Here is a 16781-nt window from a genome sequence, read left to right as displayed (position 1 = left end):
ACTATACAGGATGTTTTTAATGAAATTCCAAAAAAAGCTCTTTTTTGCAATAGGAGGATTTGCTTTGATTACAGCATGTGCATCGAATCAGTCAAAAGATTTATATCAAGCGATTGATAAAGGAAATAAAGCTACGGCTTCAGCTATTTTGAATGGCAACGCTGATTTAATAGCAGATACATATACAGATGATGGATATGTACTCTCTCCAGATACTCCGACAATACAAGGAAAGAGTGATGTCAAACAGTTTTGGACTGATGTTATCAATTCAGGTATTGAAGACGTAAAAATTGAAACTGGCGAAGTCTATAGTTCAGGTGATCTAGCGTATGCTGTTGGTACATTAGCAGTGACACCAAAGAACGGAAAAGAAGGATTTAGTCGATACGTTTTAGTCTTTAAAAAAGTAGCGGGTGACTGGAAGCTACATATTGATATATGGACGCCTTCAGCTTAAATTTATAAGAGAGGATGTTGTAATAAAAGCAACTCCTCTCTTTAATTTAATGGTTTGTTATTTTGAACTAAAATGCTCTGTTTGAAATTAGAATATATTTACAAATCTTTGTTGTATTAATTTATCTTTGATAAAAGCCACTGCGTAAAGCGTGTTGCTGAGAGCTTTTTTTTACCCTGCCGAGTTGTTATCAAACGATAATAATAACCTGGCAACTTGGGGCCTTCAAGTTGCACGAAATCATCAGAGAACTCTTCTGAGCTAACAATAGTGCTACTGAGGAGTGCTGCTCCATGACCTCGTCTTAACGCATCAAATGCTAAGTTATATGCATCAAAAGCCATTAAATGATATGAGGAATAGTCTTCAGTTTCGCATTGATTGAACCATTTTTCCCATGTAGGGGCATTCATTTCTGTTTTTTCCCACAAAACATCGATTAATCTTTTTTTTGTTAAATCAGATATTTTTATATTTAACTTTTTCTGAGTAATATTTTTTTTATTTGCTACTGGAATGTAGTGCTCTTGGAAAAGAACAGTGCTATCAGATTCTTCATCTGGAATAGCACCATAACGAATAGCAATATCGATTTCATTATGTTCTAAATCGGCGCACTTTTCACTGGTATGAATATTTAAAACAATTTTAGGGTTTTCTGCATAAAATTCATCCAGCCTAGGCTGTAACCAATAAAGAGCAAATTCTCTTGTTGTACTAATGCTTAAATTATTTTCATCAAATCCACCATAGACTTCTTCAAATGCAAACGCTAGGTAGTCCATACCTTTTGTAACCATGGGTAGGATTTTTTGACCTTGTGCCGTTAGCTTTATCTTTCGGCCAGAACGCTCAAATAATTTAATGTCAATGAGGTTTTCAAGGTGTCGAATTTGGTGGCTGATTGCAGTTGGTGTAACTGAGAGTTCATCTGCTGCATCTGTTATGCTAGATAACCTTGCTGCGGACTCAAAAGCACGAATTGCGTTTAAGGAGGGAAGACGTCGCTTCATTAGAATCACCTAAAGAATGCTACCTCGTAGTGGACAAGGCATGCATTATTATTGAGTATAACAGCATTCATATACTGAACAATCATGAATGCTGCTATAAGTGGCTCTAAAAAATCTTATCTTACCGTTGAGTAAGTTAAAGTAAGGCTATCTGCTTTAACTAGAGATAAAAAAAGCTTGTTTTTTGGATCTAAAACAAATTTATCCAGTGCTTTTTTAGCAGATTCTTTATCAACCCAGAATACGACTTCAATCCAAGTGCCGTTGTCTTGCTGAGAAATCGTTCTATCTATAAATCCAGGATAATTTTCTTTTAGATTGTGATTGACTTCGTTAGCAGCTTTTGCAAACAAGGTTTCGCTTGAACTGTCTAGTAATTCAAATGTTACATATTCTACTATTTTTGCTTTTGATAAATCAGAAGCGTTTGCTATACCAAAAGATATTAAAGAATATAGAAAAATAGCAATGGAAAATGCAACGTTAGTTTTGGTTTTTTTTTGCATAGAGGCTCTCGTTTGTATGTTTCAGTGTTTATTTTAAAATTGATTTTACAGTCTTTGCTACAGCAATACCGAGTTGATTGTGCTGCTGTTTCGAGATATGAAGTCCATCGACGCTTGCAGCAGCGCCTATAATTTCACCTGCGTCTAGTATAAAAATATCTCTTCCACTAGCAGCCTTTTTTAATTCAAAACTTATGTTCTTTGATTTTTTTTGTGCACCTTCAAACATAGCTGCAAAATCAGGGTGAGGCATAGAATTTAATGGTGCAGGAGCAATAATTAAAACTTTTGGCGCATCATATTTATAAGCGACGCCACTTGCAGATTGATTTGAAATTTCTGATAGGCCAATTAGTGCTTCTGCAATATCTTTAGCTGAACGATTTGTTTCTGACTTTAAATCATTGGTACCTAGTGAAATTATCAATAAATCTAATGGCATTTCACGAGCAATGGCACAGGGCAATAATTTAGCGCCATTAAACATGTCTGCGGTGATATTATTCCAGTCATTGCTATCATCAAGATTAGTTGATCGTACAGTAAGACCATCAACCGCAACTGAGACATCGCTGCCAAGCGCATCTGACATAACACCAGCCCAGCGTTCGTCATCGTTATAGCGAGTGCTAGGAAAGGCTTCTTCGACACCAATCCAGCCCCATGTATTTGAATCACCATATACAAGAATTTTTTTATTCATAGTTAATACCATTTAATTTGTAATTAAATAACAGTCTTCAGGGTGCCAGCCTGCAACCACGGAAGAGCCAATTTCTATATCTAGTTTTTCCATATCCCTCTGCTGTTGTTGAACAATTATTTCAGTGCCATTTTTAGATTGCAAACGAAGGTTTACTAACGCACCGATAAATTCTTCACCAATAATCTGGCATAGAACTTCATTTTCACTCCAACCACCTTCAGTTGTTATCGTAATTTGATCGGCGCGAACGATCATGTTTAATGATTGTTCTAAAATGAAATGTTTAATGCTTTCTGTAGATGATTTGAAGCTACCGTCATTGCTTTCAAGCAACGAATATTGACTGGAAATAGACTTCAGTGTGCATTTGAAAATACTGCTGCCACCTAGGAAATTGGCTACAAAAGATGATATTGGATGCAGGTATATATCTTTTGGAGAACCCTCTTGTTCAATTTTACCCTGATTCATTATGACTACTTTATCGGCCATGGAGAAAGCTTCAGAATGGCTATGCGTCACATAAATAAAAGTAATTCCGAGTTCACGTTGTAAGCGTTTTAACTCGCCTTGCATTTTTACTGAAAGGTGCGCATCTAAAGCCGACAAAGGTTCATCAAGAAGCAAGACCGATGGTTCAGTGACGAGACATCTAGCTAAAGCGACACGTTGCCGTTGGCCACCTGATAATTGATCAACATTCCTATTTGCAAAAGATTCTAACCCGAGTCGCTTTAGCCAGGATTCAGATTTTGTTTTGCGAACTTCGGCTTTTTCTCCACGCATTTTCAAACCAAATTCAACATTTTGCTGAACTGTTAAAAATGGAAATAGTGCCAGTGATTGCCACACTAAAGGCGTGTTTCTTTCCCAAATTTCTAGCTTGCTAATTTCTTCACCATTACATGTTATGCTGCCTGATGTAATACTCTCAAGACCTGCAAGAGATCGTAATAAAGTAGATTTTCCGCAGCCAGATGGCCCCATTATGGCTATAAATTTTCCACGTTCAATATCAAGGTCAAGATTTTCAATAGCAATGTTGTTGCCATACATCTTGCTAATTTTTTTTAAAGAGATATGAGTGCTATCCATTTTTGTTACCTTTTTATGATTATGATTTCTTGATGTCTTGATTTAATTTTTTAAAAACAAAATACTGGGCACCTAGCAATAATAATATTGAAACTGCAAAGGTAATTGACCCTATTGCATTGATTCTTGGGCTAACCGCAGATTGCAAGAAGCTGAGCACACGTACCGAGCTTGTTTCTTCTAACCCACCAACAAACCATGTCACTGCGTATTCGTCGAATGAAACAGCAAGGCACATTAAGAAAGCAGTGATTACTGAATTTTTTACCATAGGAATTATTATTTCTTTAAATGCAAGCCAATTTGTTGCGCCAAGGTTTTGAGCAGCAAACTCAAGATCACTCTCTATTTGAGAAAATCTAAGCCGTATTATTGCCATAGCAAATGGTGAAGTTAGCACTACATGACTGACGATAATGGCAGGAAGCGTTCCTGATAGACCTATCCGTGATAAATAAGCCAGCATTGCGAGGCCAATGACGACAAGTGGAATTAGCGGTGGCATTAAAGCAAAAACCATAACTAGTTTCTTGCCAAAAAAATTAAATCTATAATCAGAATAAGCTGCAGCAAAGCCCATGAAGGTAGCTATTGGAGCAACAATAAACCCTACTATCAATGTGTTTTTAAAAGCATTTATAACTAAGCTATCGTTAAGAATTAACTGATACCATTCCCAAGAAAAACTTCCTAGTGGGATTGTAGGAAATCTTAATGAATTAAATGAAAATATAAAATTTGAAATTATTGGCGCATATAAAAATATCAATATGATTGAGCAAAATACAACACCAATGTATCTTGTGAGTTTTCTGGTTTTCATGGTATCACCTCTTTCGATATGCGTAAGCGATGCTACACATTGCCGTTATCAGCAGGGTTATTATCATAATTACAGAAATTACGGCGGCTCTGGGCCATTGCTGACCAGATTTTACTGTATCAGCAATAAGAATTGACAAGGTAGTGTACTTGCCGCCTCCAAGGTAGGTTGGTGTCACAAAATCACCAAAACTAAATATGAAAACAAAAAGAGCACCAATAATTATTCCTGGCTTCGCAGCAGGTATTATTACTGCAGATATTATTCTTTTTGGTCCGCAGCCAAGGTTGTATGCAGCGTCAATAAGGGATTTGTCCAACGAAAGTACAGAAATAGATTGAATGATGATTGCTAGTGGTAATGTTAAAGTTACAAAACCTATATATAATGCGAGAGGTGAGTTCAGCATGCTTGCAATATTGATTCCAATATAACTGAATGCATTTTGTATTATACCGTTTTCTGAAAGGTAGACTTGCCATGAGTAGATTCTAACTAAATAGCTGGTAAAGAATGGAACTATGATTAGACCTAGCACAACCAGTCTAGCTTTCAGAGGCATAAGGTACGCTATAGTTAGCGATGCAGGGAATGCAATAGCGGTCGTGAGTATCGCAGTTCCTAAAGCGAATAGAATTGTTCGTGTATATGCGCTCCAAAAATAGTTAGCGCCTAATATTTTTTCCCAATTATCAAGATTGAAACCAGGAACCATAACGAAATTTTTGACATCCCAAAAGCTTAACCAAAAAAGCAATAATATGGGGCCAACAAAAAAAAGTGTAAACCACAAGGGCAGAGGTATCGACCAAAGTCCAGTGTATAGCTTCTTTGATATGCTGCTTTTGCTTATCATTGTCAAAACACCTGTTTCACTAGATCACATGTTTAAGATATTAAAGCTAAGATCCTTTGTATTCTGACCAGAAATCATTCCAATCTTCGAGGCTTTGTTGATGTGGTAACTCTCTAATATGAATTCGACCCCGCTGAATCAAATCTATTGCATTGCCAGAACCGTTAAACATGCCAAGGTGCTTCGCTTCCATAGGTTTTTCTGCGATCATTCTTTTCCATCCTTTTTTTGATGGAATAATCGCTGGGAAAACATTTAGATTTGCAAGTCGATATTGGCCTTTTTCACCCGCCATGTACTGAATGAATTTTCTTGCAAGTTCAGCTTTCCTCGAATTTTTTCCGATAGAAAAGCTTTCGGTAAATTGAATGCCGCCCTCTTCGGGGATCGTTGTAGTTACGTTAGCCCCATCACGTCTGAGTACGCCGGTTATCCACTCTCCGATGCCAGGAATGACTGATACTTCTCCATTTTTTAATGATGACAAAACACCACCATAATCATAAAACCCACGAATTTGTGGCTTTAAGCTTAATGTGGTTTTTTTGAGATTATTCCACGAAGTTTTATTAATCGAATATGGGCTACTGTTGCCATTTAAAAGACTCAATGCTCCTAGGTTTGGCAAATGCCAATCGAAGTGTCCAACACGGTTTTTTAGCTTTTTATCCCACAATAATTTATAAGATGAAGCTTCTTTTACAGAAACGACATCAAGATTATGTGATATTCCAAGAAAACCGAAGCGACTAATTACGGCATAAAGATCTTTTCCAATCCAGTGGCCTGGGAAGTTTTGGAATTCAGAATAAAAATCATCAAAGGGATAGTCTTCAGCATCTAATTTTTCTAAAAAATTTGCAGCGGCTAATTGTTGAACATATTCAGCATCAGCATGAATGATATCGTAAGTTCCTGGAGGTGATTGAGCTAGCAGTGCAATCATTTGCTCACCACCTACATAATACTTCGGAATGATTTTAACATTATACAGGCGTTCGAATTCTTCTACAGCGTCAGGCTCTGCTTGGCCATACCAAGCGAGCATGGTTAACGTTGTTGGTGATCCAGCCTTTAAAATTGAAGGGAATGCTAAGCTGCTGCTTGCTATAGCTGCATTTTTTATAAAGCTTCTTCTAGTTATTAGCTTATTTTTTTTCATAATCATGCCTCCTAGTTGGTCTTAAGATCATCACAAGGAAGCAATCAGTGAACAATAGAGTTTTATTGCATGATGTAAAAAAAATCTCATCAATCAAAAAAATACAGTCAAACTAAATTTACTGTTAAATTGCGTATGAGATACTAGCGTGAGTTATTTCGAATACAGTGAATGTATTTTATATAACATCTTGTAAGATATGCTAATGGAAGTGCTTGGCATACCAATCTGCAGTTCTTGCAAGCTACAGATTAGTAAAGCTGCAATAAGTAATGCCAGAGTAGAACAAAACAGATAATCTTTAAATACTTTATTAAGAATCAACTCCATATAATGACAAACTGTTGATTAACAATTGATCACATTTTGATGCAGTAGATAAAAGAATAGAACCGTCTACTTTATTGTTTTCTTTAATTGGAATTGCAATTCCAGCAAGATCGATAAAGCTACCTATCATAGTGGTCGTGAGTAGCTCGCTGTTTGTTTGTTGTTGCTTTTGAAAATTGTCAGATATGCTACCTGTTTCTATTTTTATTTCTGGCACCGTCGGGCTAGCAATGATTGAACCAAGTGTTTCTTGGCACGCAAGAAGAATGGCTTTCTTTCTTTGCTCTAGATAAATCATATATTCTTTATCAGAAATTACTGGTGCAGCTTTGAGTCTGTGCAATACAAACGGATCGATTAGGCCACTTTGAGGGCTATCAAGAAGTGCTTGGTAGCGTCTTTTTGCTTCTATTGCAACTAGAGTACCATAAGAAGTGAAAAGGCTTTTAGTTAGCAATATTGATTTTAAAGAAGATTTTTCAATGTTAAAACCATGTGACTCCAACCTTATTAATTCTTTTTCATAAGCGCGATATGCAGTGTTCGACCACGAAATACCAATGCTGTCGGAGATATCTAGAATAGTTCGGCTAATTTTTTTTGACTGCTGTTTATTTGGAGCAAGAATTCTATCGATTGATTTTATGTCGGACAAACTATTGGCAATAGTGCCAACGGAGTCGAGTGATTTTGATAATGTAAACACACCATCTCTACTGTATCGATCAGTGCTGGGGCGAAAGCCAAAAACTCCATTTAAGGCTGCAGGAACACGAATTGATCCTGAAGTGTCGGTTCCCATTCCAATTTGTGCCAGTCCAAGACCAACCGCCACTGCAGAACCTGCAGAAGATCCTCCTGGCAATAAAGGTTCGTTTTCAGTAAGCGCAGAATTAGGTGTTCCAAAGTGAGGGTTGCAACCTAGCCCGGAAAAAGCGAATTCTGTTGTATTGGTTCTGGCTAAAGATATCATGCCTGCTTTTTCTAGTTGTTCTACAACTTGTGCATTTTTTAATGCCGGTTGGCAATTCAAACGAGTTTTAGAGCCAGCCAGAGTTTGAAAACCTCTTTGGTCGAACAGATCCTTCCATACGACTGTTGCACCATCTAATCGACTCTTGGCAGTTTGATTGGTGTATCGCTGATCTGACGCAATGGCTTGGCGAAGCGCAAGTTGCTCAGTTATTTTTGTGAATATGAATTTAGGCGATTGTTCTTTTATAAGCTCTAGAGACTTTATCGTTTCATTTTTGACAGAGTTTACTTTTTTTTTGAATAAATCATGTGTTTTTTTAAGGTTTGGCATTATTTAATTCGCCATAGTATTTAATAGGCATCCCTACGCCATAAATTTTCATTAGAGCATAGGAATGTTTCTGACTTTAATATGAATTGCTTTTGTTGTAGTTAGATCGACTAAGTGATTATCTCGATGAAACAACTAGATTTTCTGCAATTGCTTTTATCTCTTTTTTTGCATTTTTAACAGAAGTTTCCCACCGGTGATCTTTAAATTCTTCATATTCAACAATGGCAGATTTCATTTCATTAGCGCTAGCGCCGAGGTAATGTGCGCAGGCGCTTAATGCTGGGTCAAGTCCATTCAAGTGTGCTCTTTGTTTTCCTATCGCGAAATCAAATTCACCACGAGAAGATAAGACAACCAATTGCTTTCCAATTAAAATGGGTTCGATAGGTTGGTCACCCCTTGAGAGATCAAATGAAAAAGTAAGGCCAACACGAGCGATTTGATCGAACCATGCTTTCAAGCTAGCAGGCATGGAATAGTTATACATAGGAGCGCCGATGACTATAATATCAGCTGATTTAATTTCATTTATTAAGGAGTCAGACTCGGAAAGTATTTCTTTTTGCTCTTGAGTTAACGCATCTTTGTCAGTGAATGCTGCCGCAATCCAGTTCTCATTAATAAAGCTTGGTGGAGACATGCCAACATCTCTGTTGACTATGTTTGTTTGTGTTTTAGAATTTACCTGTTCTAAAAATAAATCAACCATCTCCCTTGTGATTGATCTATTTTTTCTCGCGCTGGAATTAATCGCTAAAATATTAATTGGTTTACCCATGTCTTTGTCCTGTAAGGTTATTTTAAATAGGTTGGCTATAAGTTTTAAAGTCTGAAATCATCGATTTAATTTTACCGGGCGCTGATAATATGGAAGATGGTCAACCCGTATTAAATTGTTTTCTTTTTCAGATTCTTTTTTTACATGTTGTGCGATTTCAGAAAGCGTAGCGAACCACACATTATTATTTTCAAGGGTTGATTCTAGCCACTTTTCTACTTGGTGCCATCGTGCAAGACGGCCTGTTAAAAAGGGGTGCCAGATTGACATCCAAAACCCATTATTAGCATATTGTGCTTCAAATTCTTGCCAAAATGTATCAAGCCCTTGGCTAGGTGAAGATACAGGCATCATGTAGCCAATTTCTGGATAGTGAGCAAAAGGAGGCCAGTCATCATTGCCCCAGTGTACCGGCATTTCTACTAGTTTCTTTTGACCGGATTGTAAAATATATGGAATATCATCGCCCATTAGAGAGCTTTCATATAAAAAATCGTGTTCATTCAAAAGATCAATTACAGTTGGGTTTACATTGTAAACAGGTGCTCGGTAGCCCTTAGGTTTTTGCCCGAGTACTTTCTGGTGAGACTCGATTGCTCTTTCAAACCAATATCTTTGTTCGTCAGGGCCATGTCCAGTGGGGTCTTCATGTAAATAGCCATGGTGTGCTATTTCATGCCCTCCTTCCATAATTGATTCCATGGCTTGTGGATACTGTTCAATCACCCAGCCTGGAGCAAAAAATGTTTGCTTAATACCGAGTTTTTTAAATGTCTCTAAAATCCTGGGTATCGCTACTTCCGGGCCATATTTACCCATTGAAATTGGGTATAGTCGATTATGGCCATCAGTAGGTTTAGATATGTGGATGAGGCTATCGGCGTCAATATCGAATGTTATTGCACATGCGCATTTAGCACCGTTGGGCCATTGAATAGGGTTTTTTATCAAGAGGTGCTCCTTATTTTTTGTTAATCGTCGATAAAAATCATGAAGTCGACGGGTGCAGGTTGGCAATTTGCGCCATTTACAGGAGTGATATCCTGAGGGCAAGCTGACAATACAATAATTACATCATATTCGGCTTTAAATACGACGTAGTCTCCGGCTGAACATAACGGTGCTTCAAAACTAGTATTGCCGCTGGCATCGACAGGTACATTCATCCATAGATTGAAAGGAGAGGGTATTGCAGGCGCCTGACAACCAATGGCAAGGAGTGCCATTCGCAAATTATCGGTGCAATTATCATGATAATCATTACACCCAAGTTGCTGATATCTTTGATGGTCACAAGCAGCAATTAATGTATCGTGAATGCCTGGAGATGAGTCAACCAGAAAAGTAAGAAGAGGCCTTCTCATATTTGAGACAATAGCATCGCCCGGCACTGGAATGATTTTTCCAAGTGAAGTTCGAAGGTGCTCCATTGACAAATATTCATTTAAATCGTGCTGGTAAAATGCCCAGAAGTCACATACCTGATGACCCGAAGGGTTGGTGATTTTGATAGATTGCCCAGCAGTCATTTTTACGGCTATGCCGCACCTAGCTGGTACTTGATAAGTATTCCCGAGCGTTGGTGTACCGCTATCAGGTAGTGCTATGGTGAGCGTTTCGTTTTCGCCGTCAGGCTTTGCGGGGTTGAACGTCTTCATATTGATCTCTTATTTCTATGGCACTAACAGCAGGCCATAGATTTGAGAATATATAAACCGAGCTTTTCTCAACTGTTGATGAAAGATTCTCATTCATTGCGTTTAAAGTACTTAGTTTTGTTTTCAATTAATTGTTTGTTAATTTAGATATTAATTTAAAGTTTTGTGTGTGTTTTTCGAATGAATAACTGTTGAGACGATATGAAAATATCACTATTAAGGTGCGGCATAGTGCAAGTGCCGATTTCTCCTTGCTACCTATGCTTTTTGAGTTTATTGTTTTTTTGTAGCTAAAACGTACAGATTTGAGATAACTAAATCCAATGACGGACCCTATTAAGCCTTACCAGAAAAAAGTTTGGCAGGCGATGCAATATATAGAACAGAATTTAGAGCAACCACTGAATCTCGAAGTGGTCGCCAGTAAGGTTTTCATTTCAAAGTTTCACTTCCATCGTATCTTTAAAATTATTTCAGGTGAAAGTGTTGCTAGTTATATACGGCGAATTCGGTTAGAAAAAGCAGTCCACAATATTTTTTCTTGTAAACATAAGTCGATAACAGATATCGCGATCGCAGCAGGTTTTTCTAGTTCACAAAATTTTTCCAAGGTTTTTCAAAAGCAATTTGGCTTCACGCCAAGTCAGATAAGGCAATGCGAGGATTTTCAACAATTAAATCTACTGCTGCGCAAGAACAGCAAGAATGGAAACGCCCCGTTCGCTTATCCTGACTATTATCGCCCTGTAGCTAATCAACAGGAGAAGATCATGGATTTAATTACCGCAGAACTTTCTGAGCAGCGTGTCGCTTATATTCGAGCAATTGGCGCATATGGAACGGTTGAAGAAGCTGCCTATGGCAAATTAATGGCTTGGGCTGTCCCGCAAGGATTATTAGAAACCCAATCAATTTTAAGTATTTGTTGGGACAACCCGGAAATTACTCCGGCAGAAAAATGCCGTACAGATGTTTGTATTACTGTGGGGCCAGAAGTGAATGCACAAGGTGATGTATTGATTCAAACGATTCCTGCAGGTAAATATGCCCAGATTCGTCGAACGATTACCGATAAATCTCAGTTCAAAAAATCTTGGAACGAAGTAGTAGCTGGAGCAATGGAGCAAAGCATGCAGATTTCAGATAATGGCCCATGCTTTGAATTTTATCATTCAGCCAGTTCTGATGGGGTTTTCGATGTGACTTTTAATCTGGCTGTTAATTAATGACTAAATTAAATGACATTTGATAATTGATGCTAAAGCAGTGGCTCAAAAAATCAGAGCCGCTGTATATTGAAAAGGGAGCTCACATGGATGTGAAGAATGTAGACAATGCAAGAGTCAATTATCTGCCAGCAAGTTGGCTCGAATTTTTAAATAATTACCTGATGAATCTGCTGGTAATTATTATCCCAGAGAAATTTTTCCAAACCAGCAATACTCACTTGTTCACCAGTAAAGAAAAATTGTGCTGGTTGTTTCTGCTGATTGCTATTTTTATGAAATAGCGGGTTTTGTTGTAATAAATAGTCAACTCTTCTGGCAATTGCATTGCCAGAATCCAGCAAACGTGTACCTTGTGGCAGCACTTGTTGTATATATTCAGCAAGTAACGGGAAGTGGGTGCAGCCAAGAACCAGTTGGTCGGGGGTGGTTGCATTCTGATGAATTACTTGTAATTCATCTCTGAGTATTTTTAAGTCGATATTTTTTCCGCGCAATAAGTTTTCTGCTTGTTCTACTAATCGAGTGGATCCGATTAAATCAACCCTACAGTTTTTTGCATAATCATTAATTAAAGTTTCAGTATATTGGCGGGTAACTGTGGCTGGCGTGGCAAGCAGTGCAATATGATTATTTTTTGAATTTTCAGCGGCAGGCTTTACCGCCGGTACAACACCGACAACCGGAATGTTTAATTGCGTGCGTAATGTTGGCAGCACAATAGTGCTAGCGGTATTGCAAGCAATTACCAGTAACCGAGGCTTTAACTTTGCCACCAGTTTATTTGCCAGTTGGCTAACTCGCTGAATAATAATTTGTGACGGCTGCTCTCCATAGGGCAACAGCTGATTATCCATGCAATAGTGAAGCGTTAGCTTAGGGAGTGTCTTGCTTATTGCCTGACATACGCTGAAACCGCCAACGCCTGAATCAAAAATCAGAATACTCATATGCTCATCAATGAAATTGAAGGTTCAATATTTGCCTGAAGGCGCAAATAAAGTTTGATCATTTTACACCAGTTCATCCGATTGATCGTGATTTGTTACAAATAAGCTGAATTAAGCCGATAACTGACATAGTCAGTGCTTGCCGGTCACTCTACAATGGAAGCTATTCCGTTCTGTATTTAAGCATTTATGACGCAAGTTGCTCGCAATCGTTTGATCTCTCAAGCCGCTACCGCTTCGGTAGTGGTTGCTGCTGTTCTAATTTTGGCCAAACTGGCAGCTTGGTGGGTCAGTGGCTCGGTGAGTCTGCTTGCCAGTTTAATGGACTCGATGCTTGATATAGGTGCATCACTGGTTAACTTGCTGGCGGTGAAAGTGGCCAGTGAACCGGCGGATGAAAATCACCCTTTTGGCCACGGTAAAGCAGAGCAGTTAGCTGGTTTGGTTCAATCTGCCTTTATAGCCGGTGCGGCATTGTTCCTGGTATTTCATGCGATTGGAACTTTGAAAGCGCCCGTTGCGCTAGATAACTCAGATATTGCGCTCTGGGTGATGGGCTTTTCGATGACCTGTACTTTAGGCCTCGTGTTATTTCAAGGTTGGGTGGTTAGGAAAACCCGCTCGGTTGCAATTGCGGCTGATGCATTACATTACCGGGCAGATCTCTATTCCAACATGGCAATTATCGTGGCGATTTTCCTAGCACAGCAAGGATGGTTGTTGGCAGATGGTTTGTTTGCGATAGGTATCGCTGGATATATGTTGTTTGGCGCTAGAGAGATTGGTTGGGAGTCATTGCAGCAGTTGATGGATCATTCATTGCCTAAAGGTGATGTGAAAAGAATTGAGCTGCGCTGCTTGGAAGTGCCTGGTGTTCTCGGTGTCCATGACCTGAAAACGCGCCAGTCTGGTGGAGTGATTCAAATTCAATTGCATCTGGATCTGGATGGCAATCAGCCATTGGTTCAGGCACACGATATCGGCAAACAGGTCAAGCAACAATTAGAGGCTTTGTATCAAGATCAACAGCTGGAAGTATTAATTCATCACGATCCGATTCACCCTGACTGGGAAGATATCCACCAACCTTAGTCGAAAACTTTTTAGCTTAGATATCCGGATTCACCATGATGTACTCGCGTCTCATCCAAATTGGGAAGATATCCACAATCTTAGCTAGGTTCTTTGGTGAGGTATCTGATTCACTGTGATGTCTTAATGTCATTCCGGCTGGGAAGAAATTGATCAGGCTTATTAATGGTGAGTAGCAAGTTCCCTGCAGACCTTTGCTTGCTATTTTCTTGATGAAATTTCAATGAATTGCTTAACCGAAGGCTGTCAAAATAACATTTTTCAGTTACATGCCTCTCTGCACTTGAATGGGATGTTTAAGTAGCTGTGGATAAATAAGAATTATAAAAAGGATCTCGTCATGAAAAAGTTGGCTGCAATAGGATTTTGTTTTGCTTTGGCAGTACCTGCAGCACATGCTGTTGAGTGGAAGGAAAGTCTGTCTCATTCAACATCAGGTGTTTCCAAGCTGATTGTTTTTGCCGGTCCAGGTGATTTGAAAATTGAAGCCAAAAGTGGCTTATCGCAGGTTACGGCTGTATTGAAAATTTCTTACCCGGGTGATAAAGCAGTAGCTGAGACGTATATATCTAAAAGTATGGATAAGTACCTCAAAAAAAATGGCAAGAAATTAACCCTGAAAGCGGGTTACCTAAAGAAAATTAAAACTAAAGATAAAAAAGCCAAAATTGACTTGGTGATTCAAATGCCTGATGGGATTTATTTAGATGTCCGCGACACTACCGGTGATATTGAAGTTGCAGGCTTGAAGAAAGGCGGCAGAATTCTTGATGGCGCTGGTGATCTTACTTTAAGCAATAGTAGCGGTAAGTTAATTACAGTTAATGATGGTTCGGGTAAATTGATTATTTCCGGGACTAGCGGCAAGTTGAAAATTAATGATAAGCGAGATGATATCTCTGTAAGTCAGCATCGTGGTGAGCTGGTGATCAACGATAAGAAAGGCAATATTCTGGTTGAAGATGTCGAAGGTCGAGTTCGCGTATCTGATAAAGCGGGTGATATTTCCCTCAACAGAATTCAGGGTAAAGTGAAAATCACCAATAAATCAGGTGATATTCAGCTTAGCTCAATCATGGGCAATGTTGAGTTAAAAGATGGCAAAGGCAATGTGCAGATTCAAGACGTTCGCGGTAATTTGAATGTGAAGTCTGATAAATCAGGCAAGCTAGCTGTTCAGGGCGTTACCGGCACAGTCAAAGGGGTTAATCCTCAAACCTGATAACAAATTGATAGTTGAATAGATTTTTACAAAACCACCGCAATAATTTTTATTGCGGTGGTTTTATTTTTTATGTCATAAAGAGCCTAGACGGCGGTATGACGATCTCCAAGGATGGAATGTATTTCGCTTAATTATTTTTCTTGAAAGGCTGGTGCGGCAAGTTTGTTCCTAAACTTGCCAGGTTTTCTGCTTGTTGTTTGGTAATTAATTCGGACAGTTCCAACCACATTGCAGAACCTTGTAGGCTGACCGAGTAGCGCAGAGGCAATTTTAGCTTGTCGATCCACTCCAGAGTAATCGTCGGTCCTGTAGGTGCGCCTTGATAAATGCTGAGCTGAAAACAGTTCCAGGTTTTGCTGGTTTTGCGGCCAAACAGGTTTTTACGAAGACCATCAGGCATTACTGACACAGGTGGCAGTGCTAGCGGTAATTCCCCGAGCTGTTTTAAATCCTGATGTGAATAATCAATCGCCAGTTTTTGCTCCAGCAACCATTCAGAGCGAGTAAATTGCTGGTTGGGGAGTTGCTGCCAGTGAACGGTTTTTTCTGACAACTCAAGAAACCATTGCTGGTCATCAAGTGCCCAGTAACTTATTTGTTCAGAGTCGCCAGAAGTCAGGGTTTTCTGATAGATCGCTCCAGCAATATCATCTGCAGCGATACAGCTTTCGGCCTGTTCAGCTTTTGTTGGCGTAATGTTTTGATCTGCAGAAAGAAGATTGCTGTAGAGAACAGTGGCTAACGCTATTAAGCCAAGTGTGTTTTGATGCAGGTACTTCATAGTTATTGATCTTGTTGCGACCTGGATTGCAGTCACTCTACCAACAAAGCAAAAATATGATCAACCTGACAATGATTGAATCAAAAAAAATCTTTCTTTTTTGAGCCGTTCGACTTAGTTCGTGGCTTGATATAACGTTTATTATGTATGCAGCGTAATTTTGGCTTCTGATCTTGTTCTAACCAATCTCGGCCGATAATCCACAGCAATGCAATGGTGCCCGGAATTACCAGCTTATGCAGCCAGCTTAAGCCGATTGCAAACCAACTGGATAATGTTGCTTCATCAGCCGCAGTTGCCCACGAAGCAGTCAGCCAATTCAGATCAAACTGATAGCCGTAGTTGTCCAGAGCGATCAGGCTTAATCCAATCAGTGTTGAGTAAAGGAAAATGTAAAAAGGCTTACGCACTGCATTAACTCACCATATCTAGCTGTATTAAAAGCTTAGATTGCAAAGATAGAGGGTGAGTCTTTAAGCGTTGTAATTGTGAAGTTAGTCACCTCGAAAGGTAGTGGTTTTATTGTAGAGAAAATCACTTTATTTTATTTTGAAAATTACTTTCTACGAAAAAGGTCATAAATGACTGTTCACTATACCTCCCTTTTATAAGGAGTATGGGTAAAGTGCACATTCTATGAGCGCGAGTTATGTTCAATGTCCCTTGGATAGTGAAAAATAAATAGTAACCATTCAGCACAATTTAATATAAAAATCGCTTGACAGGTTTTTTTGATATTTTCCCGAATTTAAGCACCTCTTTCAGAATACCACTTAAACGCCGCATTAAACTGCTATTAACACACCTGATT

The 16781-nt window shown here is 38.8% G+C and carries 18 protein-coding genes; 4 read left to right on the top strand and 14 right to left on the bottom strand.

The window, feature by feature from the left end; translation table 11 throughout:
- Positions 1 to 19: 19 nt before the first annotated feature.
- Positions 20 to 460, top strand: a complete 441-nt coding sequence (locus DC094_RS06065; protein WP_158527233.1) for a YybH family protein — start codon at positions 20 to 22, stop codon at positions 458 to 460.
- A 116-nt stretch (positions 461 to 576) separates the two neighbouring features.
- Here the strand turns inward: DC094_RS06065 and DC094_RS06060 are convergent, their stop codons facing one another.
- The 11 genes from DC094_RS06060 to DC094_RS06010 all read right to left on the bottom strand — a co-directional run bounded on the left by DC094_RS06060 (position 577) and on the right by DC094_RS06010 (position 10696).
- Positions 577 to 1473, bottom strand: coding sequence for a LysR substrate-binding domain-containing protein (locus DC094_RS06060; RefSeq protein ID WP_116686241.1), 897 nt, complete (start codon positions 1471 to 1473; stop codon positions 577 to 579).
- A 116-nt stretch (positions 1474 to 1589) separates the two neighbouring features.
- Entirely contained in the window at positions 1590 to 1979 is a 390-nt protein-coding gene (locus DC094_RS06055) for a hypothetical protein (protein ID WP_116686240.1), read from the bottom strand.
- A 28-nt stretch (positions 1980 to 2007) separates the two neighbouring features.
- Complete coding sequence (locus tag DC094_RS06050; protein ID WP_158527232.1) at positions 2008 to 2682, bottom strand: SGNH/GDSL hydrolase family protein; 675 nt, start codon at positions 2680 to 2682, stop codon at positions 2008 to 2010.
- A gap of 12 nt (positions 2683 to 2694) precedes the next feature.
- Positions 2695 to 3780 (bottom strand): ABC transporter ATP-binding protein, encoded by a 1086-nt coding sequence (locus DC094_RS06045; protein WP_116686238.1) that lies wholly within the window; start codon positions 3778 to 3780, stop codon positions 2695 to 2697.
- A 19-nt stretch (positions 3781 to 3799) separates the two neighbouring features.
- Complete coding sequence (locus tag DC094_RS06040; protein WP_116686237.1) at positions 3800 to 4603, bottom strand: ABC transporter permease; 804 nt, start codon at positions 4601 to 4603, stop codon at positions 3800 to 3802.
- A 4-nt stretch (positions 4604 to 4607) separates the two neighbouring features.
- Positions 4608 to 5459: an ABC transporter permease gene (locus DC094_RS06035; protein ID WP_116686236.1), complete on the bottom strand. Its 852-nt coding sequence runs from the start codon at positions 5457 to 5459 to the stop codon at positions 4608 to 4610.
- A gap of 46 nt (positions 5460 to 5505) precedes the next feature.
- Complete coding sequence (locus tag DC094_RS06030) at positions 5506 to 6621, bottom strand: polyamine ABC transporter substrate-binding protein (RefSeq protein ID WP_116686235.1); 1116 nt, start codon at positions 6619 to 6621, stop codon at positions 5506 to 5508.
- A gap of 313 nt (positions 6622 to 6934) precedes the next feature.
- Positions 6935 to 8257 (bottom strand): amidase family protein, encoded by a 1323-nt coding sequence (locus DC094_RS06025; protein WP_116686234.1) that lies wholly within the window; start codon positions 8255 to 8257, stop codon positions 6935 to 6937.
- 118 nt (positions 8258 to 8375) lie between these two features.
- Positions 8376 to 9038, bottom strand: coding sequence for an FMN-dependent NADH-azoreductase (locus tag DC094_RS06020; protein WP_116686233.1), 663 nt, complete (start codon positions 9036 to 9038; stop codon positions 8376 to 8378).
- Between the two features lie 57 nt (positions 9039 to 9095).
- A complete protein-coding gene (locus DC094_RS06015; RefSeq protein ID WP_116686232.1) occupies positions 9096 to 9989 on the bottom strand; it encodes a polysaccharide deacetylase family protein in 894 nt (297 codons plus the stop codon).
- 20 nt (positions 9990 to 10009) lie between these two features.
- Positions 10010 to 10696: a DUF1989 domain-containing protein gene (locus tag DC094_RS06010; RefSeq protein ID WP_116686231.1), complete on the bottom strand. Its 687-nt coding sequence runs from the start codon at positions 10694 to 10696 to the stop codon at positions 10010 to 10012.
- A 323-nt stretch (positions 10697 to 11019) separates the two neighbouring features.
- Here DC094_RS06010 and DC094_RS06005 point away from each other — a divergent pair, with 323 nt between their 5' ends.
- Positions 11020 to 11922 (top strand): AraC family transcriptional regulator, encoded by a 903-nt coding sequence (locus DC094_RS06005; RefSeq protein ID WP_116686230.1) that lies wholly within the window; start codon positions 11020 to 11022, stop codon positions 11920 to 11922.
- Positions 11923 to 12071: 149 nt separating this feature from the next.
- Here the strand turns inward: DC094_RS06005 and murI are convergent, their stop codons facing one another.
- A complete protein-coding gene (gene murI / locus DC094_RS06000) occupies positions 12072 to 12872 on the bottom strand; it encodes a glutamate racemase (RefSeq protein WP_116686229.1) in 801 nt (266 codons plus the stop codon).
- A 189-nt stretch (positions 12873 to 13061) separates the two neighbouring features.
- Here murI and DC094_RS05995 point away from each other — a divergent pair, with 189 nt between their 5' ends.
- The gene (locus DC094_RS05995) at positions 13062 to 13964 is read left to right on the top strand and encodes a cation diffusion facilitator family transporter (protein ID WP_116686228.1); all 903 of its coding nucleotides are present in this window, start codon (positions 13062 to 13064) and stop codon (positions 13962 to 13964) included.
- A gap of 340 nt (positions 13965 to 14304) precedes the next feature.
- A complete protein-coding gene (locus DC094_RS05990) occupies positions 14305 to 15186 on the top strand; it encodes a DUF4097 family beta strand repeat-containing protein (RefSeq protein WP_116686227.1) in 882 nt (293 codons plus the stop codon).
- 130 nt (positions 15187 to 15316) lie between these two features.
- Here the strand turns inward: DC094_RS05990 and DC094_RS05985 are convergent, their stop codons facing one another.
- Together DC094_RS05985 and DC094_RS05980 are read right to left on the bottom strand one after the other, a co-directional pair.
- On the bottom strand, positions 15317 to 15970 hold the full coding sequence (locus DC094_RS05985; protein ID WP_116686226.1) for a hypothetical protein: 654 nt from the start codon (positions 15968 to 15970) through the stop codon (positions 15317 to 15319).
- An 80-nt stretch (positions 15971 to 16050) separates the two neighbouring features.
- The gene (locus tag DC094_RS05980; RefSeq protein ID WP_116686225.1) at positions 16051 to 16380 is read right to left on the bottom strand and encodes a hypothetical protein; all 330 of its coding nucleotides are present in this window, start codon (positions 16378 to 16380) and stop codon (positions 16051 to 16053) included.
- Positions 16381 to 16781: the final 401 nt, after the last annotated feature.

This window comes from Pelagibaculum spongiae, from assembly GCF_003097315.1.
GTDB lineage: Bacteria > Pseudomonadota > Gammaproteobacteria > Enterobacterales > Pelagibaculaceae > Pelagibaculum > Pelagibaculum spongiae.
Note: the sequence above shows the minus strand (reverse complement) of the source record. Positions and strands in the feature narration are given on the sequence as shown.